Source organism: Alkalithermobacter paradoxus (assembly GCA_002029295.1).
Taxonomy (GTDB): Bacteria; Bacillota; Clostridia; order Peptostreptococcales; family Peptostreptococcaceae; genus Alkalithermobacter; species Alkalithermobacter paradoxus.
The window spans coordinates 1-24,551 of the sequence record MZGW01000002.1 but is presented as its reverse complement, the minus strand read 5'-3'; the positions used below and the strand labels follow the sequence as shown (position 1 = coordinate 24,551).

The following is a 24,551-nucleotide window of genomic DNA, read 5'->3' as shown; positions in this document are numbered from 1 at the left end:
ACCTCACTCGTAAACCGCCGATACCAATGAGTTCACTAACCCACAAAGGCTGGTGTTTAATCTGGTATCAGTAATGTTATTTGCTGCAATTGATGTAGCCGCAGCAGGTACAAGAACTTCTGCAATACCGAGTTCATATACATCGCTGGTTCTTGTTAAATCAGGAGCTACTGGTGTAGCAGCTGGAGTACCGGTAACAACTGCAAGCTGAATACTCCTGCTGATTTGACTTAAGCGAACAACAATCCGGTCAATGCGTGGATTGCTACCGTGCGCTGTAGTGAGAGGCATATTTAACGCATCTGTATTCTCATATCTATATCCATTAATCCACGCACTTCCAGCCGCCACGCTTACTGCCAATCCCATCCCTGGTGATACCTGCAGATTTGTAGCTGTTTTATAAAATATCCCGTTTGAAACAAGACTTCCAAAGTATGCTGCAAAATCCGTGGCATCATAGACTCTATCTCCATCGGATGAATTGAAAAATCCGCTTTTCTCCATACAAAAATTCCTCCTTCCTAGATGGTTTTCGTATACTCGATAACCACGTAGCCCGTATAATCTGTCCGGTCAATACCAGGTTCAACAACGACATTTGTTTTATCCACATAGAGACCGATTTGTGAAGCAAAGTTGTTATACCGTGCAAGCGGTAGTGGCAAGAAGTTGGTGCCATTTGTTGCAAAGCCGGATAAACTAACAACTGTACTTAGGTTTGCTATGCCATGGGCTACACTCCCAGGAGTAGCGTTGGGAAGGGAGCCGAGGTTTACTACTTTTCGATATATTGCCTTACCATCTATCCATAGACGCCCTGTGTTTTGTTCTGTCATAGAGTAATCAGTAAACGCAGAGGAGATTTTAGTTGCAGTAATCGTGCGTTCTGCAATCTTGGCACCAGTGACCGCTCCATTTGCAATCCGTGCTGTAGTTATTGGATCGTTATTAATATTTAACCAGTTCGCTTCACCAGACGGATTGTTAAATACAAAAACAGATATCACATAAAACGTCATTGTGTTGCGAGATATAAAAAATCCCATTGCCCGCTGATATCCGTTTCCCGTGTTATCCCCGCTATGCTTTACCAGAAAGACATGCCCGTCATCACTTGGCTGATCACTGAATTTGTTGCCGCTCCACGAGGTGAAGTAAAAGGCATCTCCAGGGCTCATATGGTGCAGGGCATACTGACCGATCGATATAGCTCCTTCTCCAACAATTACCTCAAGTGAGGGCAGTTTCCCAAACAGATTGTTGATACTATCGGTAACAGTATCTCCTTGGATATTGGGGTCAAGGTCATGAATATCTCCAAGTGTTTCTGACACATTGCCTAACGCTTCTGCAATATCAGAGATGCCAGTTGGGGCAGATAATGCAGTTTTAATCTCACTCATATCAGAGCGAATTTTTTGAGCTATTGTTAGCTCGCTCTTTCCGAATACTACACTGATGCTTTGACCGTCCGCGTCATATGTCTCCTCCACTTCAGCGATTCGTGTTGTCATAGATACACCCCATGCTTTGGAAATAACCTTAACAACCTGCCCAAGGTCAAAGTCTACCTTATAAGTCAGGTTGCCATGTGGGTTAACTGATGTATCAAAGGAATAACGTATTACTTGCTCATTTAGCTTGCTCTGCCCACGAAAAATCAGCGTATTGATATAGTCCACTCCAAAATCTTCTGCCCGTAGGTCTTTAGCATCCACAAAAATCTCATGTCGAGTTTCTCCCGACCCACTTGTAATTGCTACAAATGTCCGCTCTGCACCTTCACCCTCTCCACCTATAAGAGCAGTGTTAGCAAAATCTGCTGCACTTACTGTATAAACCTGCTCAGTTAGGTTCTCATACTCCTTAGAGAACACTGCCTGTGATTCAGTCCCCTTATACAGCATTATTGTAAAAACCCCTGTTTCAGGAGTAAAAATAGTCTTGATACCAACCTCCGAAACTTCACATAGTTCCGTCACTGCGTCCATCAAGTTGCGGTATGAAATTTGGGTGCTAATGGGTATATCCAGGCTTGGGGATGAAAAGGATATACCGCTGATCTTTCTTGCTACATCAGAAGGTTTGATAAGGTTATTTTCTATAAGTTGCTCCACACAATCAGAAATGTCACCGGACAATTTCTCCGTTTGCCATACAATGCGTCTAGCAAGAAAGGACGTGGCAAATCGACCACTTACCGTAATAAATTCCTGATCCGTCTGAGACAAGGAAAGATGCTCAATAATCCCAGCTTCTTCATCATCGTTCTTCCAAATGATATTTCCTTCTTTTAGAAGTTCGGCATTCTCTTGTGTGGCGATGGCTTTTAATTCAAATGAACCACACTGAGAATAACGCCGTGTCCATCGAAGATATTCGAAAGATTCCACGATGCCCACAAGCTCCCGGTTTGTATTAAAGATATATAGTTCCATACTCACACCCCCAGAAATTGTGGACGAAAGTAAATACTGACCTCCAACAGTTCCATATTAACTGAAGCGTCATAGCGCAGTGTGTTAGTACCTGCAGCAAGCTGGAAAAACGTTGAATTGGTGTCCAATAGTGAAAAAGCATTTGTAACCGTTGACCCTACAACCTGGACCACACGCTTACCAGCGAAATGGGTATACACACGAAGTTCATCACCAGCACTCATTGTAGTGAGAAGCCGGATATATTCTCCCGTGTCTATGTTTAGTAGTTCAGGGTTGGTAACCGTACCCAGTGCTCGAAATACGATTTCGCATCCACAAGATACATCTCCAATGTTTTCTACTGTGATGATTTGACTCGGTTGGCGCATTCCAAACTCCATACCACTTACTGGTATCTCCAGTTCAAACTCAAATAGAGGTATCCATGATGCCAGTTCCTCTCTCACCTCATCCAATGTTTCGAAGAAAGGGGATGGACAGAGTAAACTTACAAAGAAGTTTGGTATGCGTTGTCTAGTAGAAACAGTAAATCCTGCTTCCTCTACCACACAAGCAATTTGCCGTCCACGATATAAAAGAGTTCCTCGCATTTTTGGAGTAAATATCTTAAGAAATCTCTGTCTCCGTACATAAGCCTCGTCAAGAGAATCCGCTACGACCGTACCTTCTAGCGTGATATTACGCATATCCAGTGTGGAGGAAATATAAAAAGCACCGTCTTGATCCGGTGCCTTAAATGTATTAACGGTCTGGCGTATGTTGCCTGTTCCGTCTATCTTGGTAAGAAAATACGGGCGGCTTTGTTTTAGGGTGATACTCTCACCGTTTGAGTTAATATAAGTAAGTTCCACTGCCAGACCTCCTTTAATATTCTAGTGCCAGTTTGCGAGACAGATTTTTGAATTCCCTGGCTAATTCTTTTTCAGATAGAGGCTTTGGTGACACAACAGAGATATTTTGAGTGATACTTGTACCATTGGCATTCCCTTGCCCAGATAAACCTCTGTAATTAAAATCAAAACTAGTTGGTACAGCATTTTGCATATCCCTTGAAACTGCTGTCATTGCATCCTCAAAACCTACACCAATACCTTCACCCATATTGTGGCCAATTCCAGCAAATAGCTTTGAAGGTGAACTGATGCCGAAGAAATTCTTAATCTTTGATACAACATTGCCGAAAAATCCAGAGATTTTACTCCATAGCCATGCACCTGCATCTGAAATACCTTGCCACAGACCTTTGATTAAGTTTCCACCTACTTTAGCCATCTGGCTTATATAACTGGTAAAAGCATTGACCAATCCTGAGATAATCTGAGGTACAGCCTTGACGATCTCTACGATTATCCTTGGAAGATTCGCAATTAATGCCACAAACAGCTGAACACCGGCCAAGATGATCTTGTCGATGTTACCTACAATAGCGTTTACCAAGGATGTTATTATTTTCGGAATAGCCCCAACCACAGTAGTGATAATTTGTGGGAGTGCCTGTATGAGTGATATTAATAGACGTATGCCCGCATCTATAATCAATGGAATTGACCCAATAACTGCACTGATAATACTGTCGATAATCTGCGGGATTGCTTCCACGATTGCTGTGATGATAGTAGGCAGTGCTGTAACCAATGAAGTCAATAATTGAATACCAGCATCAATAATCTGTGGAATGGATTCAACTATAAAATCCACTATTGCTTTTATGATGACAGGTAAGGATGATGTTAGTTGAGGTATTGCATCTACCAATCCCTGTGCTAATCCTATAATCAACTGCAAAGCGGCATCCAAAATAAGTGGTAGGTTATCCATTAATCCTTGAACAATCTGCGTGACTGCCGAAACTGCTGCGGGTATGAGTTGCGGTAGAGCCATGCCAATACCCTCCACAAGTGCGGTTACCAGTTCTATTGCTGCATTTATGAGCAGTGGAAGATTATCAATCAACGCACCGACAATCGTCATTACTGCATCTACTGCCGCTGGAATCAGTTCAGGCAATAAGTTCAAGAGTGTCTCCAACACTTGCGTGAACAGGCTCGTGACAGTTTCCAACAACATCGGAAGCAGGTCACCTATTGCTGTTAAAATTGCATCGAACGCAGGCGGGAGTGCGGTTACGATGTTTTCTAAAACAGGCACGATATTTTTAACGACTGCACGGAATGCATCCACAAGATTTTCCGTCAAATTTGTCATGTCTGCATTAGCGTTACCGAGTCCTGCTGTAAAAGAGCCAAGTGCAGCTTGTAATAACCCAATAGAACCAGAAATGGTCTCAGTTGACTCTCTCGCAAAGTTTCCGGCATACTGCTGTGTGTTCTCAAAAAACATCTGCATTGCGACTTCCGCTTTTTCCGCTTGTGTAGCGGTATTCCAAGTGAAATCTAGTCCCTTAGCAAGAGCATAAGCTTCGATGTTTGTAGCATTCATGGCAACACCTAAGTTATCCATCATGGTAAAGTTGCCTTTTGCCGCTCCCGTAACCGCTTCCATGGCAGCGGACATATCTATACCCATAACGGATGCCATATCTGCTGCACGTTGCATCGCTTTTTCTGTCAATTCAAGACTTTTTCGCTGTTCAATGCCAGAGCCTTGGAACAATGCACCCATTTTATTAGCTGTTGCCAAATACTCACTTTGGGAAATTCCGAGATTTCTATAGGCTTCTTCACCGGTTTTTTGAATTGAAGCAGCATACGCTCCAAAGACTGCTTCTGAGCCACCTAGGTTTTGCTCCAATTCCCCAAACTGGGTAACTACCTCTTTACCCAATTTTATAGCAGCAGCTCCAGCAGCAACTGCAACTGTGCCCATAGCCACACCGATGCCCTTGAGTATACCACCAAGCTTTTCAAATTTACCTCCAGAATCTTCCGCACTTTTGCCTGAGTTGTCTAACTCTTCACCGAGATTATCTGCTTCAACCGCAGACTGCTGAAGTTCACGCTCCATATTATTGAGTTCTGCCTGAGCTCTGTTCAGCTGAATCTGCCAGTTTTGAGTTCGGCGGTCATTTTCACCGAAAGAGGAGGTGGCATTATCAAGAGCGGCCTTAAGGGTTGAAATCTTTTCTTTCTGTGCGTCGATTTCTTTATTCAAAACCGCATTACGAGCAGTGACCGACTGGATGGATTTATCGTTTTTATCAAACTGACTGGTCACAAGTGCCATTTCACTGCCCAGCACCTTAAAGGACTGATTGATATCTCGCAGGGCGTTCTTAAACTCACGCTCGCCCTCGACGCCTATTTTCAATCCAAAATTGTCCGCCATACCTTCACCTCCTCCTATATGCCTGGTGGGATAATATCGTCAATCGTTCGAGTTTTCTTCGGCTTTTCGATCCCATGCCATTGCTTGTGGCAAGCCCATAAATCAAAAAACAGTCCAATTGGCATAAGCCAGAATTCCTCTGCGTCCATGCCCATCTGAACTGTTCCATAATAATAAAGTCGGGTAAAGACTTCAGCGTCCGTTACCCGACTTCCATGTTTTTTGGAGTTTCTTCCTCACTTTCCACGTTGCGCTTTGCACCTTTGAACATTGCTTCGGTGATTGCACTTTTATATTCCGCCAAATCAAGCGGTGAGGTAAGAAGCTCCACTTCTTCCTCTGTCAACAATTCTTCTGGTGCGTTCTTATTTTTAAGATTACGAATTAAAATGGACTGGTTTGCAAGCAATGTGATTAGCCAAACTATCTCGTCCAGTGCCATCTCAAAGTTTTCTGATTTCATCAGTTTTTCTCCAAGATTTTCAAGACCACCGTAACGACCAGCAATTGCCTTTGTTGCACGTGTAGTTAAAACCAGTTCATACTCTTTGTCACCTATTTTGATTGTGGCACTTCTCTCATTATCCATCATTTCTCCTCCTATGGTTCAGGTGTATATACGGGTTCATAAACTTCAGTGAACCAGCCTGTTATGGTGGACGATGAAACACCGGGGTCACCTTCTGTGACTTCTGCTTTCCATGGGTGCTTGCCCAACCCATCCAGCTTGTTCCTACGCATAACTGTTCCTTCAATAGTAGGTGTAGAAAAGGTAATGGAATCCGCTTTTGTCTGTAAGTTGGTCGCTGGTAGTCCAAACTTAACGCGATACAACCAAAAATATCGATATGTTCCATTGGCCTTTTGCGCACGAAACCCCACTGCAACAGGTGTACCTACACTCTCACTTGCAGAAATTAATACCCCGTTGTCGTCGGTGGACGCACCAGTTAGATCTGCTGCTACTGTCGGGCCAATGTCATCTACACCGAGAGTGAGTGTACCGCTATTAAAGTCCTTCACAACCTCGGCAGCACCATCATCGGCATACAGAATTGCTTCCACCAATTCTACCGAAAGTTCGGCAGTAATGGCTTTTGCGAGTACCGAAGGCACACCGTAGGTTTCCTCGCCATTTGAGTCCTCGGTTATTTTTGCATAGTACAGTTTATCCAAACCGATAGTTGCCATATGTTATTCCTCCATTCCATAGTTTTTCGCCACGTCGATGGCGTAATGATGATATCCAGTATCATCCTCGTGACCAATATATCTACGCTCAGTCACTGTAAAATCATCGTTTAACAAAGCCGCTGTAATCTGTCTCTTCCGCTCTAAGTAGTTGCTCTTGGAAAATAGTGATATCCGTGCTTCCTGCACATCAAAGCCAGGTCGGTTATCCGCATGAACTTCAAAAACATCCGAAAGTGGGAGTATCACCACGTACTCATCCGGTGCCAAACCTGAAAAAACCCCGGTTTCTACGGGGATAGGTATTGCTGTCAGAAGTGTATTTAGCTCCTCTAAGATATTCATATTTTATCAATCTCCTCCTCTAGCTTTGCGATCATCGCATTGATACAAGGTTTCCTAGATGCAGTTCTCGCAGGCTTTAGGAAGGGTTTTGCAGGCTGACCATGCTTACCATATTCAATGATTGTGGCAATTTTAGCATTGCTCTCACCATCAGAACGTGGCTCGGCAAAGCCAACTTTAACATTGAAGTTTCCGTTTCTATCTTGCTTTGCACTTGAAAGTCCTAGTGAAGATAGTAGCTCCCCAGTGCTTTTGGATGGATATTTTGTATTCTTACCAATCACTTTACTTAGATTTCCCTTAACTTTATCCAATACCACTTCACCGCCAACTTCCAGAACCTTAGGAAGAATTACATCGGTCTGGTCAGCTAATCGTGATACCTTTAAAAGGAATTCTTCTGGCATCTTTATATTCACTTTTGCCATATCCATCACCTCACGGTTGGTTCTATCTTTTCTGCTAAAACCTCGACATACATACCTCGGTTTCTAACATCATCAACACTTAAAATCTGATATCTGCCATCATCACAAACGATGACCATTTCACTGGTCACCCTAAGGCCAGATATTTTTCTAAACCTAAATAGGGAAGTTGCAGAAGAAAATGATGCCCTATTTGCCCACCGCTCACTGCCATGCCGATCTTCCTTGTAGGCACGTACACTGGCAAGTGTGTTATCGCCTATAGCAGCGAAACCATCCTTGTCTTTAATAGGCTCTGTACTGATGATATCAATAAAGGTGTTCATCTTTCCAAAACTCATAATTTACACCTTCCAATCCCGGTCTAGTCTAAGTAGTAGGTTCACTGTGTTCCAAACCTGCTGCCCCGCTTGTACGCTATCGGCGAAGAAACCAGCCGTCGAGCCATCTCTGCTTTCGTAGAAATGACTCGACAGCATGATTACTGCCTGTTCAGTTGTTGGGGGCATGATGTTTTCAGTGTAATAACCCTCAGCAACATGCTGATAACTTTCCGCATAAGAGACGGCGGCTTTGATGTAATGCAGCAGAAGTCCATCGTCTGCGTCATGCGTCAGGATCAGATTTGCTTTTACTTTAGGAAGAAGATTATCAGTTGTCATGCCGTCCGCCTCCTTCCGGTCATTCTTCGTCTGCAGCCATTAACCCAGCCGCTTTTAGTTTAGCGAGCAGAGCATTAAAATCCGTGACAAGAGTGGCTGTATCCTCGGCTATGCTGTCGGCTTGATTAGCAGCCATTTTTACCAGCCCAGAGACTGACTCCGTAGCATCGGTAGGATATGTTGGAGCATACAGCTTACCATCTTCACCAATTTTTATTTCGACAGTATCACCCTCATCAGCAGCGGCGGCTTTTACACCACCGAGAGTCTCCTCTGTTGCCACGAGAAGCGGATCGGCGGAGAGCCCCGTTACCGAGGCTCCTTCCTTGATTTCAAGTGTTCCGCCTATAACAGTTTTCTCTCCGCCTTGTTCGGTATAATTCTTTGTGTTATAGCTCATAACGCACCTCCATTAAGCTTTCTGCTGAAGTACTTTTATGGCTTCAGGTAGAATTAATTTTCCATCCACACGCTGAGTAGCAACAAAGCCTACTTGGCCAGTAACAGCATAAAGTTCATTAAGTCTCTTAAATACACGACCCTGACGATCAGCTACCCAGTAATAACTAAAATCACCAAATGCGATACTCTTTGCAGCTGCAGCAATAGTTGGCATATATGCAGAAGTATACAATGGTCGATTGAGGATAGTATCCGGTGTACCTGCCTGTAAGGAAGGTTGCCATAGATATTGTCCTTGACCATCCTTTAGTTTACGGATTGCTTTTACAGTGGCGTCGTTCATAACGAATACAGCCTTATTACGGTAAGGTGCCTTTAGTGAATAGAACAGATCAAGTACCTCGTCCATAGTAATTGCCGTAGCACCTGCAGTAGTCACACCAATTTGGGCACCACCTGTAGAAGCAAGTATACCTGTCGGTTTTCCAGATCCATCACCGGTAAAGAACGCCTCTTCCTCTTTGTTACCGATACGTCTAGCAAACTCCTTAGAGATGTAGGCTTCAAGATTGAACACAGAATCGTTGAGAAGTTCCTCGGAAACTTTAATCATGGTAGCGAGTTTGTAAGCTCCTATAGAAACCTGTCCGAAACTATCATCGCTATCTGGGATAGTGCCTTCTTCATCCACCCAGGAAGCAGTACCTTTTGTAGCTACAACAGGAATTTTCCTATCGCCAGAAGATGTATTGATAACATTGGCCAGTGAACGGAAAATGTTCTCTTCCTCAAGAGCCTCTACTAAGGTACGTTCAAACTCGTCAGGCACAAGATAACCACCCTCGGAGTCTGTACCGATTTGAAGGGCATTTCTTACGTTTACATCAAGGCCTTCACCTGCACGAGTACGCATAGCATTCCAGAATGCTTTCTTGTACTCTGCAGACGCACGTCCTGTCTTATCTTCAGCATGTTTGGACGGTGTGTTTGTAATAGGGCTACTAGTGGCTTTGGAAAGTTCTAAGTCAATAACCGCCTGACGTTCCAAACGTTCTATTTCTTTACCAAGTGCAACAACTTCAGCTTCCATCTTTTCATAGGTTTGTGTGTCCTCTGCGGATAACAATCCATCACCGCCACGTTTTGAATCAAGGAATGCCTTCGCCGCATCCCAAACCTTAGCGCGTTTCTCGCGCAATTCAAGAATTTTACTCATTGTTATTTCCTCCTTTAAATTAGTGAGAAATTAAAGAAAGCCGCTTATCCAGCGACTCTATAGGTGTACCTGTTTTTTGTTTTTGTTTTTGTTTTTTAGGTAGTTTACTAATAAGTGAGTTGGTAACCGCCATCCTGCTAAAGATAAGGCTATCTGCCAAATCCGGTGTTTCATTTTCCATAAACATGATCTTATCTGCAAAACCAAGTTCGATGGCTTTATTTGCATTCATCCATGATTCTGCATCCATCAGATGAGAAAGCTTTGTTCGGGAAAGACCAGTCTTTAACTCATAGGCATTAATAATACTTTCCTTAACTTCATCTAATAGAGCCTTTGCTCGCAACATTTCCTCGCTGTCACCGATGGCAATGGTCGAAGGGTTATGAATCATGATCATGGATACCGGCGACATATATACATCTCCACCCGCCATTGCAATAACGGAAGCTGCACTTGCCGCAAGCCCGTCAATTTTTACAGTGACCTTTCCTGTATAGTCCATAAGCATGTTGTAAATCTGAGCTGCTGCAAACACATCCCCGCCAGGAGAGTTAATCCACACTGTAATATCACCGGTGCCAGCCAGCAGTTCATCTTTGAACATCTTAGGTGTGACCTCATCACCCCACCACGTTTCTTCGGATATCACTCCATTTAAATAGAGAGTGCGCCCTTCATCAGAATCTCGCACCCAATTCCAGAACTTCTTCATTTACTGACCTCCTTCGGTTTTGGCAAACGCTCCTGCGTCAGCCAATTTCGTCATATTTCCGTTAACCAGATATAAATCGCCACCTTCCTCAGCTGGGATACGGTTCATGTCCTCCAATTCACGGATATCATTAGCTGACATCCAGCCATTTTGCCGCCCAATAGCATAGCCATTCATTCGGCTTTGATAATCGCCGCGCAGCAGACCATCTAAATTGAACTTGATGAATACTGATGTTTTCTCAGAAGGCAAAATAAGCGATTGCTGGAGACTTTGCTCCCATCTCACCACCCACGGATCGAGAGTGTATTTTACAAACTCCAAAGACTGCTGCTCGATATTAGAGAAGCTAGATTTCTCAAGATCTCCCACCATATGGGGAGGCACACGGAAAATCCTTGCAATCTCATTGATTTGAAATTTCCGTGTTTCTAAAAACTGAGCCTGTTCTGGAGGTATACCGATGGCTTGAAACTTCATGCCCTCTTCCAATACAGCGATTTTATGTGCCTTAGCTGTGCCTTGGTAAGCACTATTCCAGCTATCCTTCACTCTCTGTATGTCTTTAATTACTCCCGGGTGCTCCAGCACACCGCCGGGATTGGCTCCATTAGCAAAGAATGCCGCACCGTACTCTTCAGTAGCAAGTGACATACCGATTGCATTTTTTGCCATAGCAATAGGGCTATAGCCAATGAGTCCATCAAAACCTAAACCTGGTATGTGAAGTACATCATCTTTGCGAAGTGTGACATAGCCTCCCTTTGGATTCAGGCCACTTTCGTCTGTATCCCGGTAGTAGGTATAAACCAGTTCACCATTTGATGCTCGACTTACTTCCATCTTGTTAGGAAGTAGGGGATAAAGCGCAATTGCCTGGCCACGACCATTTCGAACTATCTGTGCATAAGCATTACCCCAAAGTAAAAGATGACTCATCAGTGTTTCTCGAAACACAAATGAAGTCATCTCTGGATTTGGTTCATCATGAAGAAGGTAATACAAAGGGTGGAAAGGAATCTTTTCTTTACCTCCATCAGAACGATATCTATATACATGTAGTGGCAGTCCAGCAATAGCTTCAGCTAGTATTCTTACGCAGGCATACACCGCTGTTGCTTGCATTGCAGTACGCTCATTTACTGTTTTGCCAGATGATGTACCGCCGAATAGGAAGGAAAATGCGCTACCCACACGGTTTTGCGGTTTGTCCCTTGAACGAAACAGTCCTTTTAATAAATTCATAGGCCTCACCTCCAAATTGAAAGAATTACACCACAAACAATCATTGAAATTTATAGAATTATTAAACCTCTCTCGTCATACACCGAGTCTCCACTATTACCTGGTCCACAGCGGATGGCGCGGTCGAGTGCCATAATAGTTGCCACTGCTCCATCTATTTTTTCTGTACTTTTTTCCTTGTCCGGTTTTATATTTCCAGCCGGATCTGTTTTTATATAGATGTTATCCATCATCCACCGTAGTACTGGATGCCCGCCGTGTGCTATTCTTTCTTCTAATGTCAGCTTCATAAGTTCCTTTGTAGGTGGTGACATATCTTTAAAACCTTGACCGAAAGGAACTACAGTAAAGCCTAACCCTTCAAGATTTTGCACCATCTGAACAGCGCCCCAGCGGTCAAAAGCAATCTCTCGAATGTTGTACTTTTCCCCCAGTTCTTCAATGAATTTTTCAATGTATCCATAATGGACTACATTTCCCTCGGTGGTTAAAATATAGCCTTGCTTCTCCCAAAGGTCGTATTGCACGTGGTCTCGTCGAACTCGGAGGTCAATATTATCCTCCGGCATCCAAAAATACGGGAGAACGGTATATTTATCTGTTTCATCTTCCGGTGGGAACACCAGCACGAAGGCTGTAATGTCAGTGGTAGAGGATAAATCAAGTCCTCCATAGCATACTCTACCTTCAAGGCTCTCTGGTTTTACTGGAAACGCACAGGCATCCCACTTTGCCATTGGCATCCAACGGACAGATTGCTTAACCCACTGGTTCAGACGCAGCTGTCGAAAGCTATTTTCCTCAGCAGGGTTCTGCTTTGCACTTTCACAAGCGGCTCTAACTTTATCGATACTTACTGTAATTCCTAAGCTTGGATTTGCTTTCTTCCATACTTTAGGATCAGTCCAATCATCCTCTTCTTTGGCACCGTAGATTACGGGATAAAAAGTAGGATCGTATTTTCTGCCCTCAATAATATCAACCGCTTTTTGGTGTGTTTCATAGCAGATACTCTGGGTATCCGTCCCTGCAGTGGTGATAAGAAAATATAGCGGTTGGGTTCTCGCATCACCAGACCCTTTTGTCATAACATCAAATAGTTTCCTATTTGGCTGAGTATGAAGTTCATCAAAAACAACACCATGTATATTGAAGCCGTGTTTTGAATAGGCTTCAGCCGACAATACCTGATAAAAGCTGTTGGTCGGCAGGTACACCAGTCGTTTAGTTGAAGCCAGCAACTTCACTCGTTTATTCAGCGCTGGACACATCCGCACCATATCGGCTGCTACTTCAAATACAATTGATGCCTGCTGGCGATCTGCGGCACAACCGTATACCTCTGCTCGTTCTTCACCATCTCCACAAGTGAGGAGAAGTGCGATTGCTGCTGCAAGCTCGCTTTTTCCCATCTTTTTAGGTATTTCTATATAAGCCGTGTTAAACTGCCGGTATCCATTAGGTTTTAAGATACCGAATAAATCACGGACAATTTGTTCCTGCCAGTCGATAAGTTCAAAAGGCTTGCCTGCCCATGAACCTTTCGTATGGGAGAGTGCTTCGATAAAAGCCACAGCGTAATCAGCAGCGTCCTTATCGTAATATGACCCTTCAGCTATAAAGGCGGTCGGCTTATATTTCTTCAGTTTCCGCATAAATACCGCCCCTTTTATGGAAAAGGACATAAGAAAAGAGCCTCAATCCTATAGATGAAGCCCTTTTCTCTATCCTATTTAGATTTAGTTATTTCTTTATATCCACTTCACCCGTCAGTATGAAATGGGCATATTCTGCTTTATGGTCTATTAAATAGACTACCAATTCATAAAACCCTCGTTCATTTGCCTCATACTGTACTCGGTCCACATCAAACATATTTGTGACTCCACTTTCTCGGATGGAAAGGATTTGTTGCTTAATTATCTCATTCATTGGCTACCTCCTCCGATTCTATTGAATCAGTTGTAGCTTTGCGCAGGATTTCCACATCGAAGCCCGCACTCTTATAGCCTTCTAAAATTGTACTGTAATAATAACAACTCGGCTGTCCAAGCGGTCTACCATCATTCATGATGTAGACCATCGCCTTGACGGTTTTGCTTCCCAACTTCACTTTTATTGTTTCCTTTCGATAAAGGAACGGCCATCCCTCGTAACGGTCAAGTGCCGCTTCATCGGTCGGTGTAATCTCCCAAACTAAAACTGGTACGTTGCCACCCTCAAAAGGCTCGATTGTCGCCACAGCGCCCGCGTGTGCCCCTCGAAATAATAGGCGGTGGTCATTGATTTGACTTGCTCCTACCACCTTCGCTGTGGGGCATCTGTCTGCCATTTGCTTTAGATTAAGGTTGGAGCCATAGGCAAGATATAATTTATTCTTCATTGTAATCCTCCTTCTTAGCTTTGTGGGTTAGGGGCAGCTCAGGCCGCCCGAAACCGCCATGCAGCTGAACCCGAAAGTGCTGCTGTCAAATGTTCTCTGCAGTTTGCAAATTCATCCCCAATGAAACCAATCCGGTTTAGATAGGTTCTCATGGCAAATTTCTCGTTTTCCACCTGCGGTTTCTTTGCTGATGCACACTTTTGTGTTAAGGCTTGGTGGTTGATGGCAAGTGCTAGAACAATGTAGCTTCTTATCTTTCCTGCATGAAGTTCGCTATTGAACCCTCTAAGTTCAACTGTATGGTTTCCGGTAAAAAAGCTGTGAAGGTTGAGGAAATGGTAGCGGCTGTTGTGGTAATGAGTGTTTCTACTCTCGCTGTAGCCCTCGTACCAAATGTCCTCAATTTGTCTCATGGTTCTAGGCTTTTTACGGTTTATCTTCTCAACCAAAATGCTGTCCATCTTTTTGCAGTAATTCATTCTCTGCGGTGCAATCTGAAGTGCTTTATAAAATAAGTCATTTTTACTTGCAATAATATTTACAAAGTTTCGAATGCTTCGTGGGGTATGTTCAGCACCGTCTAGATGAATGTGAATTCCGCAAGATGTATTTGTAAAGGCTCCAGCTTTGCGAAGCTTTCTTACTAGCTCTTGCAAAGTTTCAATGTCCTCCCGATAGGTTAGTATTGGGCTAACCAGCTCAACACTATAATCTCTACCTGCAGCTACTTTTCTTCTACCTTCTTTTCTTTGGCAGTTGATGCTCCCATCGTACATAAACTTCCACACTCGACCATCTGAAGTTTTTACCTTCTTGGTGTCGTAGTAAGTCCCGCCTTCACTGTAAATGCCTTGCAAAAACTCTGCAGCGACTCTAGCCGCCCTTTCCCTTGTAATCCCTGTAAATTCAATCTCAATCCCGAATTTTGCACTTAACATCGTGTCTCGCTCCTTTTAAAGTGTGTTTGTCCTTTCGGCATGTACATATATCACTCTAAAAGGCTTATATAGCAAGACAATTCTGCAATACAAATCTACATATTTACTGCCATATTGGGCTTAAAATGTGTATTTTTATTCTTCGATTTTCTTGCATAAATCCTCTCCAAAAACCACTCCAAGGGAACTGCCTGAATCCCAACTGACGTGGATAGTTCCCATATCATCAACGCTAGTAACCGTACCTTTATCTCCTGGCTGAAGCTTGGTATAAGGGTCATTCATCTTAAGTAGCATGACACGAGTTCCTGGAGTGTAATAACTTCTAAGTTGCTTTAGCATTTCTGGGTGAATGATATTCATTATTCACTCACCTCCTGATGCTTGGCACTTCCGCTTTTGAAGGCAGAGCTACCCGACAGTTTCGAGAGGAGAATTTTTCGTTCTGTTTTGTATTCTGGACCGATAAAGCCAAGTCTTAGAAGGAAACAACGGAAAGCGTACTTTTCATTCTCCACTGATTTCTCGGTCGAGTTGACGCGGGTCTGTTTCTTTGCCATTTCACAAAGTGCTGTTACAAAGTGGGTATAAGCCTTAACCTCCTCTGCGGAACACTCACTTTGGAACCAAGGGAAGGTTACAAATTCCTCATTTACGATAATGGGAATAGAGTCAGTATCAAGTGCTTTCTTTATAAGGGTTTCTTTGCTTTCTACCAATCCTTTTAGGTTATCAAGTGCAGTTTCGCTAAAACCCTCCCTCGGCATATGGATAATTAAATTAACAGTTTCTTCGGTTTCATCTGATTCGCTATATACGGGAGGTTCTTCGTAATCACTATTTGGACTTACCCTATCCCCAAGAGCCGCTTCATTGGGAACTTGAATATTTTCAAGAACAGGCTCTGCTTTTGGAAGTGGTGTGTCAAATTCTTCTGTAACCGCCTTAAAGTTATGAAGGCCTAATAGATCATTAACCAGTTCAGAATTATCTGGTCCTCTGACTACCCCGTTTTTGTCAATGTTGTAGTCTGCCACTTCATATGCAAATGTAGGCGCTCCAAGATATCTTGCAGGAGCATTCAGTTTTTGGCTGATTGCATTGACTAACTCTTTTCTTTTTGCTCCTGTGACATTATAGTTTATCTGCATTTTTCATACCGCCTTTCTATTTTCGGTACATACATATATCACTCTAAAGGCTGTTAATATCAAGTCATTTAGAACATCTTTCTGTAGAAAAGACTCTTCCATTAATCGGCGGTAGCAACGTCCGGCAGGTCACAATATCTGATTTTCGAACCATCTCTTAAGAGAAACACACTGTCTGAGTTTCCAACTTGCTCAATATACCTTTTCACAATGACATCACAGTACTTTTCATCCAGTTCAATGGTGTAGCAGATTCTATCTGTCTGCTCACAAGCAATCAGTGTACTTCCTGAACCTCCAAAAGGATCAAGCACGATACAATTAGAAAGGCTTGAATTCAAAATAGGGTGGGCCACAAGTGCAACAGGTTTCATCGTAGGATGATCACTGTTTTTCTTCGGTTTCTCAAATTCCCAGATGGTGGTCTGCTTTCTATCGGAATACCAGTTATGCTTGCCTTTCTTTTTCCACCCAAAGAGAATAGGTTCATGCTGCCACTGATAAGGAGAGCGACCAAGAACAAGGGACTGCTTTTTCCAAATACAAGTACCGGAAAGATAAAATCCTGCATCGGAGAATGCTCTTCTAAAATTGAGTCCTTCGGTATCCGCATGGAATACATAAATAGAAGCGTCCTTTGCCATCGCTGCTTCGGTGTTCTGAAATGCTGCAAGCAGGAAATCGTAGAACGCTTCGTTAGCCATATTGTCATTTTTGATTTTTCCAGCAGTGCCTTCATAGTTAACATTATATGGAGGGTCCGTAACTACCAAATTAGCAGTTTTCCCATCCATCAAGACATTAAAGGTGTCTTTCTTTGTACTGTCTCCGCAGACTAATCGATGCTGCCCAAGTAGCCAAACATCCCCTAAATGCGAAACAGCGGGCTTTTTCAGCTCGCTGTCTACATCGAAATCATCTTCTTTTATATTATCCTTAAGGGAATCCTTGAAAAGATCGTCCAACTCTCCTGGGTCAAAACCTGTCAAAGACACATCAAAGTCTGAAGCATTTAAGTCCGTGATGAGAAGTGCTAATTTGTCTTTATCCCAATCACCACTTATTTTATTTAGTGCAATGTTCAGCGCCTTCTCCTTTTGCTCATCCATTTCAACAACTACGCATTCTATCTCATCCATGCCCATACTCAGCAGGATTTTCAAACGCTGATGACCTCCGATGACTCTGCCTGTGGTCTTATTCCATATTACGGGTTCTACATATCCAAACTCCTCAAGGGAGCGTTTAAGTTTCTCATATTCCGGATCACCCGGTTTTAAATCCTTCCTTGGGTTATATTCAGCGGGGATGAGTTGTTTAGTTTTTATCTTCTCTATCAACATACTTTTCCACCGCCTTTCTAAATTCACTGTACTTATTTACATCCTCCCACGGGAATAGACAACTATTAAAGTGACCATAAACAGCTGTGTCAGAGTAAATCACATTCCTTAGACGCAACTTCTCTATGATTGCCGCAGGTCTTAAATTGAAAATCTCCTGTGCAGCAAGAGTTAATATTTCGTCAGAAACAATACCTGTGCCAAGGGTATTTACAGAAAAGGCTACAGGATTTGCCTTACCAATGGCATAGGATATACTAACTTCACATCTCTTTGCATAACCACACCAGACGATATGCTTTGCAATGTACCGAGCCATATAGGCACCACTTCGGTCAACCTTGGTGGGGTCTTTACCACTAAGTGCGCCACCTCCATGGGATGCAAGTCCTCCATAGGTATCAACCATAATTTTTCTACCAGTTAAGCCTGTATCGGCAGCGGGACCACCTTCGACAAATCTACCAGAGGGGTTAATGAGAATTTCTGTTTCATCATCAAATGGGAAATCCTCAAAGCACTGCCATAGGACATTGTTAAGGATATCTGTCTTAAGTTCTTCCTGTGTTTTATTCTTATCATGCTGTACCGATATCACAATAGTCTTTATTCGCACTGGAGTGTCCCCTTCATATTCCACCGTCACCTGTGCTTTACCATCTGGGTGTATACCTTTTATCAGTTTCCCTTTTCGGCAATCATCCAGTCTCTTTACAATCCTGTGAGATAGTACAAGGGGTAGGGGAAGCATTTCTCCCGTTTCCTTTGTAGCATAGCCATACACAGTTCCTTGGTCTCCAGCACCTATCGAACCATACTGTTCATTTATTCCATTTCTTACTTCCAGTGCAGTATCCACGCCAGTTGCAATATCTACACTTTGTTTGTGTACAAATACATAAATCAAGAATTTAAGAGGGTTGTATCCAATCTCTTTAAGGACATTCCTAACAATGTATCGGATGTCTATTTTCTCGCTGCAGGAGATTTCGCCCGCCACGATAATTTTCCCTTTGGTTGCCATTACCTCACAAGCGACACGTGATGCTTTGTCTTTACGTAAACATGCTTCTAAAATGCTATCTGCTATGATGTCGCATAGTTTATCAGGATGTCCGGCACATACACTTTCAGCTGTTAAATATCTTTTACTCATTATATATCTCCTCATCTTTATTTTCCTCTGCGGGCAGATAGCAGTCGCTCCATCACATCGTCCTGTGGGTTTAAACCAGAATACTCTGTAGCACAATTCTCTTTAACGATTTGATAAATCTCCATCCACAATCTGTTTGTCTGACTCATAAAGTTCTGACTCATAGCTACATAAGGACTTTGAATAGCATTGCCGGTAGTTGGATGCTTGGCAAGAAAGCCAAACTCAGTTACCGCCTCCTCACACTGTATCCATCTGGCCGCACTCATGGCATATCGTTCTAGAAGCTGTGGGAGCACCAAATGGGCACAGCCTCGCTCCTCAAGCCATTTCCAAGTAATTTCATAAATCTCGCTGGCTACTAGGGTTTTCCCGTCCTTTTGCACCGCTGAGAGCATGGCCCTTGGCTTTGGCATTTCCTGCCCCTTTAAATCAGCGGTATTTTGGAAGTCGATAATTTCTAGCTTTCTCTTACCTGGATTACCCTGTGCAATTTTATCAGCAAGTGGTTTCTTTTTTTGACCAGAGCCTATACGGGCACCGCCACGATTTGTTCCATCTTTGGCCATTCACTCACCTCTTTTCGTTGATGGGTCTATTACCCTGTTTGAAACCGCGAATTTTCACGCGTTACCCCACGCCCGTTACACAAATGAAAAGCTGTGGAGATTTGACTCCCCCTACCGGGTTCCCCAGCGGTCTCCATCTCTTGCTGTGATAGCAGAGTGGCAAGAAGTACAAAGAGCCATCAGATTACTTCTATCGTGAGTCCCTCCTCTTGCAAGAGGAAGAATGTGATGGACTTCATTTGCTGGGGTCAGCTTCCCTTGTCGTTTACATTCCTCACAAAGAGGATGAGCTGCAATGTAGCGGTCACGTATCCTTTTCCAAGCGCGACCATAACGCTTACGGGTTGCTGGGTCACGATCATACTTTTCATATCGTGCAGCTTCCTTCTTACCATGCTCTTCACAAAAGCGACTGTCAGTCAGCTCTGGGCAACCAGGGTAAGAGCACGGTCGCTTAGGTTTCTTTGGCATACTGCACCTCCTTTTGCCCATAGAAAAAGCCCTCGCAGGAGAAATGTTCCCGTGAAGGCTTCTGTTTGCTAATATTCCATACTACCATTATATAACTTTCACTACGGACAAACAGTGTCATCGTATGCCAACCTGTGCCAAAGTGTGCCAACTTTTATTTAGGCACCTTTAAATGCTGCAAGGCTGATGAGTGAAGTCTATGCACAGTTCTCATAGAAACATTAAGGTTGACACAGATTTCTTCCCAGTTAAGAAAGTTAATGTAACGGTAGCGAAGAAGCAGCTTCTCATCCACGTTTTCCATCTGGTTAATCGCTTCACGAATATCTGACTTAAGCTTTATTAAACGTTCCACCTCTTGTTGTATCTGCTTCTCCAAATCTACTATTCTAATCACGTATTTTTCAAAAGGTGGATCAGTACTTTTTGTTTTACTGACTTTTTCCTCAAGAACAGGAGATGAAACACTCCTTGAGAGTTCCCTTAGATTTTGTAACTCCTCTAGATCGGAATTAATCAACTCATTTAAGCGATATGCTTGTTTCAAGAATTCCTTTGCCGTCATCGCACCACCTCCTCATGTAGCTTTTTAATTAGCATCTCAGGATCGAGGGATGTTAGGGTAGTGAAATACCCGGAATGAAAGAAACGCTCAATCTCACCTTTCGTATATCTAGCAGAATCATTGCGAGGGTATTTTGCTAGTCTTTTCAGAGCAAAACGATAATCCTTGACCGCCTGTAGAATAATGGCATTTGCCAGTTTTTCAAATGCATCCATCATACAACACCCCTCGCTTTCCCCAGATTTGCTTTGACAGCGTTAATAAGATCGGACTGTGTCTTTTCCTTTCGTTTCAAGGCTCTCATCACATCTTCATCAATCGTTCCTTTTGTAACAATGTGATGGATTACCACTGTCTCATTTTGTCCTTGTCTCCAAAGTCTCGCATTGGTTTGCTGATAGAGTTCAAGACTCCATGTAAGTCCAAACCAGATAAGCGTTGAACCACCACTTTGTAAGTTAAGGCCGTGTCCCGCTGATGCAGGATGGATAACCGCTACAGAAATATCGCCGTTGTTCCAATCCTTGATATCCTTGGAAGTCTTAATTTCTCTGACATTGAATTTTTTCTTAATACGCTCTAAATCGTGATTATACCAATAGGCAATAAGCACAGGTTTGCCGTTTGCACCTTCAATTAAATCCTCAAGAGCATCTAGCTTGCGGTTGTGAATAATATGGGTATTTTTATCATCATCATAGATCGCACCGTTTGCCATTTGCAGGAGTTTCCCTGAAAGGACGGCCGCATTCATGGCATCTATTTCTTCATCAGCAAATTCAAGAACCATCTCTTCACGAAAGCGATCATATACGGATTGCTCTTTGTCATTTAGATACACAGGCACTTCATTGATCACGCACTCTGGCATTTTCAGAAAATCAACCGACTTCATTGAAATGGTAATATCTGAAATGAGCCGATATATGGCATCTTCTGCCCCAGGTAATGGTTTATATGAAAATACAATCTGCTGATTACGTTTATCTGGAGTAAAGAAGGAATTGCGGTAGTGAGTTATGTATCTGCCGAGTCTTTTACCCATGTCGAGAATACGAAACTCTGCCCACAAATCCATTAACCCGTTACTGGATGGAGTACCTGTAAGACCCACGATGCGTTTCGCCCTAGGTCTGACTTTTAGTAAACTCTTAAATCTTTTTGCTCCATAGGACTTAAAGGATGATAGCTCATCGATTACCACCATGTCATAATTAAAAGGAATGCCACTTTTGTTTACTAACCAGTCAACATTTTCTCTGTTTATAAGATAGACACTTGCTGGTTTCCTAAGAGCTGCTAACCGCTCCTGTTCTGTTCCAATAGCCACTGAATACTCCAGTCCTTTTAAATGCTCCCATTTGTTTATCTCAGTTGGCCAAGTATCCCTTGCTACCCTTAGAGGGGCAATGACCAGAACCTTTCCAATTTCAAAACTATCAAGACATAAATCAAATATAGCAGTTAAAGTGATTACGCTTTTGCCAAGACCCATCTCTAAAAACACCGCTGCTATGGGATGCTCAAGTATGAAATTCGTAGCATATGTTTGATATTTATGAGGATTGTATTTCACCCAGTATCCCTCCAATCTGCTCAACATCGTCAATGACATAGCAGGTAAAGCCTAACTTCTGTAATTGCTTTATTCTTCTAATCTGTAGTGGACGAGGTTTCTTTCTGGGAGCCTTTAATTCCACAAATGCCATCTTTCCAAGTGGTAAAAGCACTAGGCGGTCTGGCATCCCATCCAAACCTGGGCTAATAAACTTTGCTGCAATACCTCCCATCTTTTTTACCTCAGCCACCAGTTTCTTTTCGATATATTTTTCAAGCATAAATACCTCCCATATAAAAAGGCTCGGAACAAGAAAACAACTTTGACCCATTTTCCCTATACGCGCGCGTATGCGTGTATGCACAGGCTACACTTTCTTCTTTTTTACTATTTATAAATAATAGGATACTTCTTGTTCCACTTGTTCCGAACCGTAGATTTTCCTTTTGATTACTAGCTTTGGGGAAAGAACCAGTATGAGAACAAGGTAAGGTACAACTAGCTTTGTTCCTCGGTTCGGGAATAAGCTCGTTGCTTTCCATAGATAGGGAAATTGATTGTTCCGTTCTTGTTCCCGGTGTACTTGTTCCACCCACTGATCTTTCTCATAATGGCGCCGATGGCATAAGAATCAGATGTTCTCATTGAGGATGCATCTTTTCCAAAACATTCACACCAAATCTCCATATTGCAGACAAGGGTTCTTTTTACTGTTCCAACACGGGTGCCGCCGCCAAATTCGCTACCGCCGAGGAAATTTCTACGCTCGTATAAAGACATAGTGTCCCAATCATCCGGCAAAAGAGTATCCAGATAGGTACGAACCAATCCTTCTCGTTCATCTGTTTCCATGGCATCTGCCTGCTCACTAGTTGCCATGGATGCATCATCACCTTCAAGGTAGAGTTTTTCTCCCTTCTCATAAAGCACTAGTGTCTCTGCCCAAATCTGCTGTACTTCCTCTTTAGTCATCTGCCAAGCTTTCTTTTTACCATTACCGCTAATACGGACTGGCCAGAATCTTCGATTGCCGGTTATATCTCGAAGAAACCCGCTTTCTGCATTTGTAGAACCTACAATCACACATTGACGGGGATGGCTCTCCACATTGACTCCATAACTTGCCCGGTACTTATCATCTGCCCTCGAAATAAAAGACTTCACAATTTCCACATCGGTCTTACGCATACCAGCAAGCTCACCCAGTTCCAATAACCAATATCCCTGAAGTTTCTCAGCTCCAGATTTATCTTTCATGTCCGTAATGGTCAAACTATCTGAAAACCAATCTCCAGCAAGTTTTGCAAAGAAGGTTGACTTACCGATACCTTGAGGACCGTTTAAGATAAGGACACTATCAAACTTTGTGCCTGGTCTATAAATGCGGGCTACCGCTGCAACCATCGTTTTGCGGATGACTGCTTTTGTATAGGAATTATCTGTTGCACCGAAATAATCAATTAATAGATTATCTACTCGACTAATTCCATCCCATTTTGGCAGGGAGTCCAGGTACTCCTTAACAGGATGGTAGGCTCGTTCAGCCGCTACCGCTAACACAGCATCCTTGGTCTTGGTAGGTGAATAAACTCCGTATTTGCTGCTTAAATACACTTTAAGAAGTGCATTATCTGAATCATTCCAACCCGCCTTGATCTGTTCCCAAGGCAGGCCACCTTTGGCATCAATACCATCACGGTGGCAATTAAAAGCTATATGCTGTAATTCCTTGTCATGACGAATAATCAAAACGATGTTGTCTAGAGTGTCTTTTATTCGGCCTTGCTTATCCAATTCCAAAGCTGTCTGCCAATCCTCATCACTAAACTCCTCTTCAGCCTGTGCCTGTCTTTCCTTAGAAAACTCAGCTTTTACTCTTTCATCTTTTATAGCAAACTCGCACATTGCCACAAAAGATGGCATCTTACCAGGAGCTGTAGTGGTAGAAGCTTTATCATCTAAAGAACCGAATTTATGAATACGAACGAGATCAAAAGCATTGAGGAGTAATCCACTTGCTGGGTCTGTAGCATGGTGGCTGTATGCGAATTTATCATCATAGATAATCACACCGGCACTACTATCAGCTGGAATATAATCGTATCGTCCTTCCATAGCAGAAGGGGCATAAACTGCACCTAAGAATTTCTCAATTGCTTCACGTACGGGATAGGCACGACAGAATGTTCCTACCACACCTTCCTTTAAAAGCGGGTCTGCTTGCTCTTTAAGACTGCGATTTAAAACTTCAGACTGCCTGCTTGATACTGGCCAAGTTGATGTATCCCGCCAGTTTTGATATTTTGAAAGATAAACATCAGGGTCAAGCAGTTCCCCATCCTGCTCTTCATAGACAAATATTAATGCTAAAATAACATTGTACAAAGTTGCTAATATTTTTATGTACAACACTAACAAGATTTTTTATAGTATTAATGGGTGATGAATATGATTCTAAAGATGAACATTAATACTGAAATAGAC

The 24,551-nt window shown here is 42.9% G+C and carries 29 protein-coding genes; all 29 read right to left on the bottom strand.

The features are described 5' to 3' along the window. Window positions 1–3: 3 nt before the first annotated feature. The 29 genes from CLOTH_RS03075 to CLOTH_RS02935 all read right to left on the bottom strand — a co-directional run bounded on the left by CLOTH_RS03075 (window position 4) and on the right by CLOTH_RS02935 (window position 24,452). Complete coding sequence (locus CLOTH_RS03075; protein ID WP_079411131.1) at window positions 4–507, bottom strand: hypothetical protein; 504 nt, start codon at window positions 505–507, stop codon at window positions 4–6. 17 nt (window positions 508–524) lie between these two features. After that, the gene (locus CLOTH_RS03070; RefSeq protein WP_079411128.1) at window positions 525–2,441 is read right to left on the bottom strand and encodes a siphovirus ReqiPepy6 Gp37-like family protein; all 1,917 of its coding nucleotides are present in this window, start codon (window positions 2,439–2,441) and stop codon (window positions 525–527) included. A 2-nt stretch (window positions 2,442–2,443) separates the two neighbouring features. Next, window positions 2,444–3,295 carry a phage tail family protein gene (locus tag CLOTH_RS03065; RefSeq protein ID WP_079411126.1) on the bottom strand — a complete coding sequence of 284 codons (852 nt, stop codon included), beginning with the start codon at window positions 3,293–3,295 and terminating at the stop codon, window positions 2,444–2,446. A 13-nt stretch (window positions 3,296–3,308) separates the two neighbouring features. Beyond that, window positions 3,309–5,729, bottom strand: coding sequence for a phage tail protein (locus CLOTH_RS03060; RefSeq protein WP_079411124.1), 2,421 nt, complete (start codon window positions 5,727–5,729; stop codon window positions 3,309–3,311). Window positions 5,730–5,931: 202 nt separating this feature from the next. Further along, window positions 5,932–6,318: a hypothetical protein gene (locus CLOTH_RS03055; RefSeq protein WP_012102977.1), complete on the bottom strand. Its 387-nt coding sequence runs from the start codon at window positions 6,316–6,318 to the stop codon at window positions 5,932–5,934. A gap of 11 nt (window positions 6,319–6,329) precedes the next feature. After that, window positions 6,330–6,920, bottom strand: a complete 591-nt coding sequence (locus CLOTH_RS03050; protein ID WP_012102978.1) for a major tail protein — start codon at window positions 6,918–6,920, stop codon at window positions 6,330–6,332. A gap of 3 nt (window positions 6,921–6,923) precedes the next feature. Beyond that, window positions 6,924–7,265: a hypothetical protein gene (locus CLOTH_RS03045; protein ID WP_079411122.1), complete on the bottom strand. Its 342-nt coding sequence runs from the start codon at window positions 7,263–7,265 to the stop codon at window positions 6,924–6,926. Next, window positions 7,262–7,693 (bottom strand): HK97 gp10 family phage protein, encoded by a 432-nt coding sequence (locus tag CLOTH_RS03040; protein ID WP_035150353.1) that lies wholly within the window; start codon window positions 7,691–7,693, stop codon window positions 7,262–7,264. Before CLOTH_RS03040 ends, CLOTH_RS03045 begins: the two co-directional genes overlap by 4 nt. 5 nt (window positions 7,694–7,698) lie before the next feature. Beyond that, window positions 7,699–8,034: a head-tail adaptor protein gene (locus tag CLOTH_RS03035; RefSeq protein ID WP_079411120.1), complete on the bottom strand. Its 336-nt coding sequence runs from the start codon at window positions 8,032–8,034 to the stop codon at window positions 7,699–7,701. A gap of 3 nt (window positions 8,035–8,037) precedes the next feature. After that, entirely contained in the window at window positions 8,038–8,355 is a 318-nt protein-coding gene (locus CLOTH_RS03030) for a head-tail connector protein (protein ID WP_012102982.1), read from the bottom strand. 19 nt (window positions 8,356–8,374) lie between these two features. Beyond that, complete coding sequence (locus CLOTH_RS03025; protein ID WP_079411118.1) at window positions 8,375–8,755, bottom strand: head fiber protein; 381 nt, start codon at window positions 8,753–8,755, stop codon at window positions 8,375–8,377. Between the two features lie 12 nt (window positions 8,756–8,767). Further along, window positions 8,768–9,973, bottom strand: a complete 1,206-nt coding sequence (locus CLOTH_RS03020; RefSeq protein ID WP_012102984.1) for a phage major capsid protein — start codon at window positions 9,971–9,973, stop codon at window positions 8,768–8,770. A gap of 19 nt (window positions 9,974–9,992) precedes the next feature. Continuing rightward, window positions 9,993–10,688, bottom strand: a complete 696-nt coding sequence (locus CLOTH_RS03015) for a head maturation protease, ClpP-related (protein ID WP_079411117.1) — start codon at window positions 10,686–10,688, stop codon at window positions 9,993–9,995. Then, entirely contained in the window at window positions 10,689–11,933 is a 1,245-nt protein-coding gene (locus tag CLOTH_RS03010; protein WP_012102986.1) for a phage portal protein, read from the bottom strand. Between the two features lie 50 nt (window positions 11,934–11,983). After that, entirely contained in the window at window positions 11,984–13,588 is a 1,605-nt protein-coding gene (locus tag CLOTH_RS03005) for a terminase large subunit (RefSeq protein ID WP_041700827.1), read from the bottom strand. A gap of 88 nt (window positions 13,589–13,676) precedes the next feature. After that, entirely contained in the window at window positions 13,677–13,865 is a 189-nt protein-coding gene (locus CLOTH_RS03000; RefSeq protein WP_012102988.1) for a DUF5049 domain-containing protein, read from the bottom strand. After that, on the bottom strand, window positions 13,858–14,316 hold the full coding sequence (locus CLOTH_RS02995; protein ID WP_018664387.1) for a gamma-glutamylcyclotransferase family protein: 459 nt from the start codon (window positions 14,314–14,316) through the stop codon (window positions 13,858–13,860). The genes CLOTH_RS03000 and CLOTH_RS02995 overlap by 8 nt, the downstream gene beginning before the upstream one ends. Window positions 14,317–14,354: 38 nt before the next feature. Further along, window positions 14,355–15,254, bottom strand: coding sequence for an amidoligase family protein (locus CLOTH_RS02990; protein ID WP_079411115.1), 900 nt, complete (start codon window positions 15,252–15,254; stop codon window positions 14,355–14,357). Between the two features lie 135 nt (window positions 15,255–15,389). Further along, complete coding sequence (locus CLOTH_RS02985; RefSeq protein WP_019155121.1) at window positions 15,390–15,617, bottom strand: DUF4314 domain-containing protein; 228 nt, start codon at window positions 15,615–15,617, stop codon at window positions 15,390–15,392. Continuing rightward, window positions 15,617–16,405, bottom strand: a complete 789-nt coding sequence (locus CLOTH_RS02980; protein ID WP_079411113.1) for a virulence protein — start codon at window positions 16,403–16,405, stop codon at window positions 15,617–15,619. The genes CLOTH_RS02985 and CLOTH_RS02980 overlap by 1 nt, the downstream gene beginning before the upstream one ends. 101 nt (window positions 16,406–16,506) lie before the next feature. Continuing rightward, on the bottom strand, window positions 16,507–17,748 hold the full coding sequence (locus tag CLOTH_RS02975) for a site-specific DNA-methyltransferase (protein ID WP_079411111.1): 1,242 nt from the start codon (window positions 17,746–17,748) through the stop codon (window positions 16,507–16,509). Continuing rightward, window positions 17,723–18,904: a methionine adenosyltransferase gene (gene metK / locus CLOTH_RS02970; RefSeq protein WP_024400904.1), complete on the bottom strand. Its 1,182-nt coding sequence runs from the start codon at window positions 18,902–18,904 to the stop codon at window positions 17,723–17,725. The genes CLOTH_RS02975 and metK overlap by 26 nt, the downstream gene beginning before the upstream one ends. Window positions 18,905–18,921: 17 nt before the next feature. Further along, entirely contained in the window at window positions 18,922–19,473 is a 552-nt protein-coding gene (locus tag CLOTH_RS02965) for a P27 family phage terminase small subunit (protein WP_024400905.1), read from the bottom strand. 111 nt (window positions 19,474–19,584) lie between these two features. Continuing rightward, window positions 19,585–19,944, bottom strand: coding sequence for an HNH endonuclease (locus CLOTH_RS02960; RefSeq protein ID WP_079411108.1), 360 nt, complete (start codon window positions 19,942–19,944; stop codon window positions 19,585–19,587). A gap of 154 nt (window positions 19,945–20,098) precedes the next feature. Continuing rightward, the gene (locus CLOTH_RS02955; protein WP_035150326.1) at window positions 20,099–20,509 is read right to left on the bottom strand and encodes a DUF1492 domain-containing protein; all 411 of its coding nucleotides are present in this window, start codon (window positions 20,507–20,509) and stop codon (window positions 20,099–20,101) included. Beyond that, complete coding sequence (locus tag CLOTH_RS02950; protein WP_050355260.1) at window positions 20,506–20,724, bottom strand: hypothetical protein; 219 nt, start codon at window positions 20,722–20,724, stop codon at window positions 20,506–20,508. The genes CLOTH_RS02955 and CLOTH_RS02950 overlap by 4 nt, the downstream gene beginning before the upstream one ends. Next, the gene (locus tag CLOTH_RS02945) at window positions 20,724–22,085 is read right to left on the bottom strand and encodes a DEAD/DEAH box helicase (RefSeq protein WP_050355259.1); all 1,362 of its coding nucleotides are present in this window, start codon (window positions 22,083–22,085) and stop codon (window positions 20,724–20,726) included. Before CLOTH_RS02945 ends, CLOTH_RS02950 begins: the two co-directional genes overlap by 1 nt. After that, window positions 22,066–22,347, bottom strand: a complete 282-nt coding sequence (locus CLOTH_RS02940; protein ID WP_079411104.1) for a VRR-NUC domain-containing protein — start codon at window positions 22,345–22,347, stop codon at window positions 22,066–22,068. Before CLOTH_RS02940 ends, CLOTH_RS02945 begins: the two co-directional genes overlap by 20 nt. 218 nt (window positions 22,348–22,565) lie before the next feature. Then, window positions 22,566–24,452: a virulence-associated E family protein gene (locus tag CLOTH_RS02935; protein ID WP_331721981.1), complete on the bottom strand. Its 1,887-nt coding sequence runs from the start codon at window positions 24,450–24,452 to the stop codon at window positions 22,566–22,568. Window positions 24,453–24,551: the final 99 nt, after the last annotated feature.

Coding starts and splice junctions, on each gene's coding strand:
- CLOTH_RS02950 (WP_050355260.1), bottom strand. CDS start 20,724: ATGGATGCATTTGAAAAACTGGCAAATGCCATTATTCTACAGGCGGTC.
- CLOTH_RS03000 (WP_012102988.1), bottom strand. CDS start 13,865: ATGAATGAGATAATTAAGCAACAAATCCTTTCCATCCGAGAAAGTGGA.
- CLOTH_RS03045 (WP_079411122.1), bottom strand. CDS start 7,265: ATGAATATCTTAGAGGAGCTAAATACACTTCTGACAGCAATACCTATC.
- CLOTH_RS02955 (WP_035150326.1), bottom strand. CDS start 20,509: ATGACGGCAAAGGAATTCTTGAAACAAGCATATCGCTTAAATGAGTTG.
- CLOTH_RS02985 (WP_019155121.1), bottom strand. CDS start 15,617: ATGAATATCATTCACCCAGAAATGCTAAAGCAACTTAGAAGTTATTAC.
- CLOTH_RS03060 (WP_079411124.1), bottom strand. CDS start 5,729: ATGGCGGACAATTTTGGATTGAAAATAGGCGTCGAGGGCGAGCGTGAG.
- CLOTH_RS02980 (WP_079411113.1), bottom strand. CDS start 16,405: ATGCAGATAAACTATAATGTCACAGGAGCAAAAAGAAAAGAGTTAGTC.
- CLOTH_RS03030 (WP_012102982.1), bottom strand. CDS start 8,355: ATGACAACTGATAATCTTCTTCCTAAAGTAAAAGCAAATCTGATCCTG.
- CLOTH_RS02975 (WP_079411111.1), bottom strand. CDS start 17,748: ATGTTGATAGAGAAGATAAAAACTAAACAACTCATCCCCGCTGAATAT.
- CLOTH_RS03035 (WP_079411120.1), bottom strand. CDS start 8,034: ATGAGTTTTGGAAAGATGAACACCTTTATTGATATCATCAGTACAGAG.
- CLOTH_RS02965 (WP_024400905.1), bottom strand. CDS start 19,473: ATGGCCAAAGATGGAACAAATCGTGGCGGTGCCCGTATAGGCTCTGGT.
- metK (WP_024400904.1), bottom strand. CDS start 18,904: ATGAGTAAAAGATATTTAACAGCTGAAAGTGTATGTGCCGGACATCCT.
- CLOTH_RS02960 (WP_079411108.1), bottom strand. CDS start 19,944: ATGCCAAAGAAACCTAAGCGACCGTGCTCTTACCCTGGTTGCCCAGAG.
- CLOTH_RS03015 (WP_079411117.1), bottom strand. CDS start 10,688: ATGAAGAAGTTCTGGAATTGGGTGCGAGATTCTGATGAAGGGCGCACT.
- CLOTH_RS03020 (WP_012102984.1), bottom strand. CDS start 9,973: ATGAGTAAAATTCTTGAATTGCGCGAGAAACGCGCTAAGGTTTGGGAT.
- CLOTH_RS03070 (WP_079411128.1), bottom strand. CDS start 2,441: ATGGAACTATATATCTTTAATACAAACCGGGAGCTTGTGGGCATCGTG.
- CLOTH_RS03050 (WP_012102978.1), bottom strand. CDS start 6,920: ATGGCAACTATCGGTTTGGATAAACTGTACTATGCAAAAATAACCGAG.
- CLOTH_RS02990 (WP_079411115.1), bottom strand. CDS start 15,254: ATGTTAAGTGCAAAATTCGGGATTGAGATTGAATTTACAGGGATTACA.
- CLOTH_RS03010 (WP_012102986.1), bottom strand. CDS start 11,933: ATGAATTTATTAAAAGGACTGTTTCGTTCAAGGGACAAACCGCAAAAC.
- CLOTH_RS02940 (WP_079411104.1), bottom strand. CDS start 22,347: ATGCTTGAAAAATATATCGAAAAGAAACTGGTGGCTGAGGTAAAAAAG.
- CLOTH_RS03040 (WP_035150353.1), bottom strand. CDS start 7,693: ATGGCAAAAGTGAATATAAAGATGCCAGAAGAATTCCTTTTAAAGGTA.
- CLOTH_RS03055 (WP_012102977.1), bottom strand. CDS start 6,318: ATGGATAATGAGAGAAGTGCCACAATCAAAATAGGTGACAAAGAGTAT.
- CLOTH_RS03005 (WP_041700827.1), bottom strand. CDS start 13,588: ATGCGGAAACTGAAGAAATATAAGCCGACCGCCTTTATAGCTGAAGGG.
- CLOTH_RS02995 (WP_018664387.1), bottom strand. CDS start 14,316: ATGAAGAATAAATTATATCTTGCCTATGGCTCCAACCTTAATCTAAAG.
- CLOTH_RS03025 (WP_079411118.1), bottom strand. CDS start 8,755: ATGAGCTATAACACAAAGAATTATACCGAACAAGGCGGAGAGAAAACT.
- CLOTH_RS03075 (WP_079411131.1), bottom strand. CDS start 507: ATGGAGAAAAGCGGATTTTTCAATTCATCCGATGGAGATAGAGTCTAT.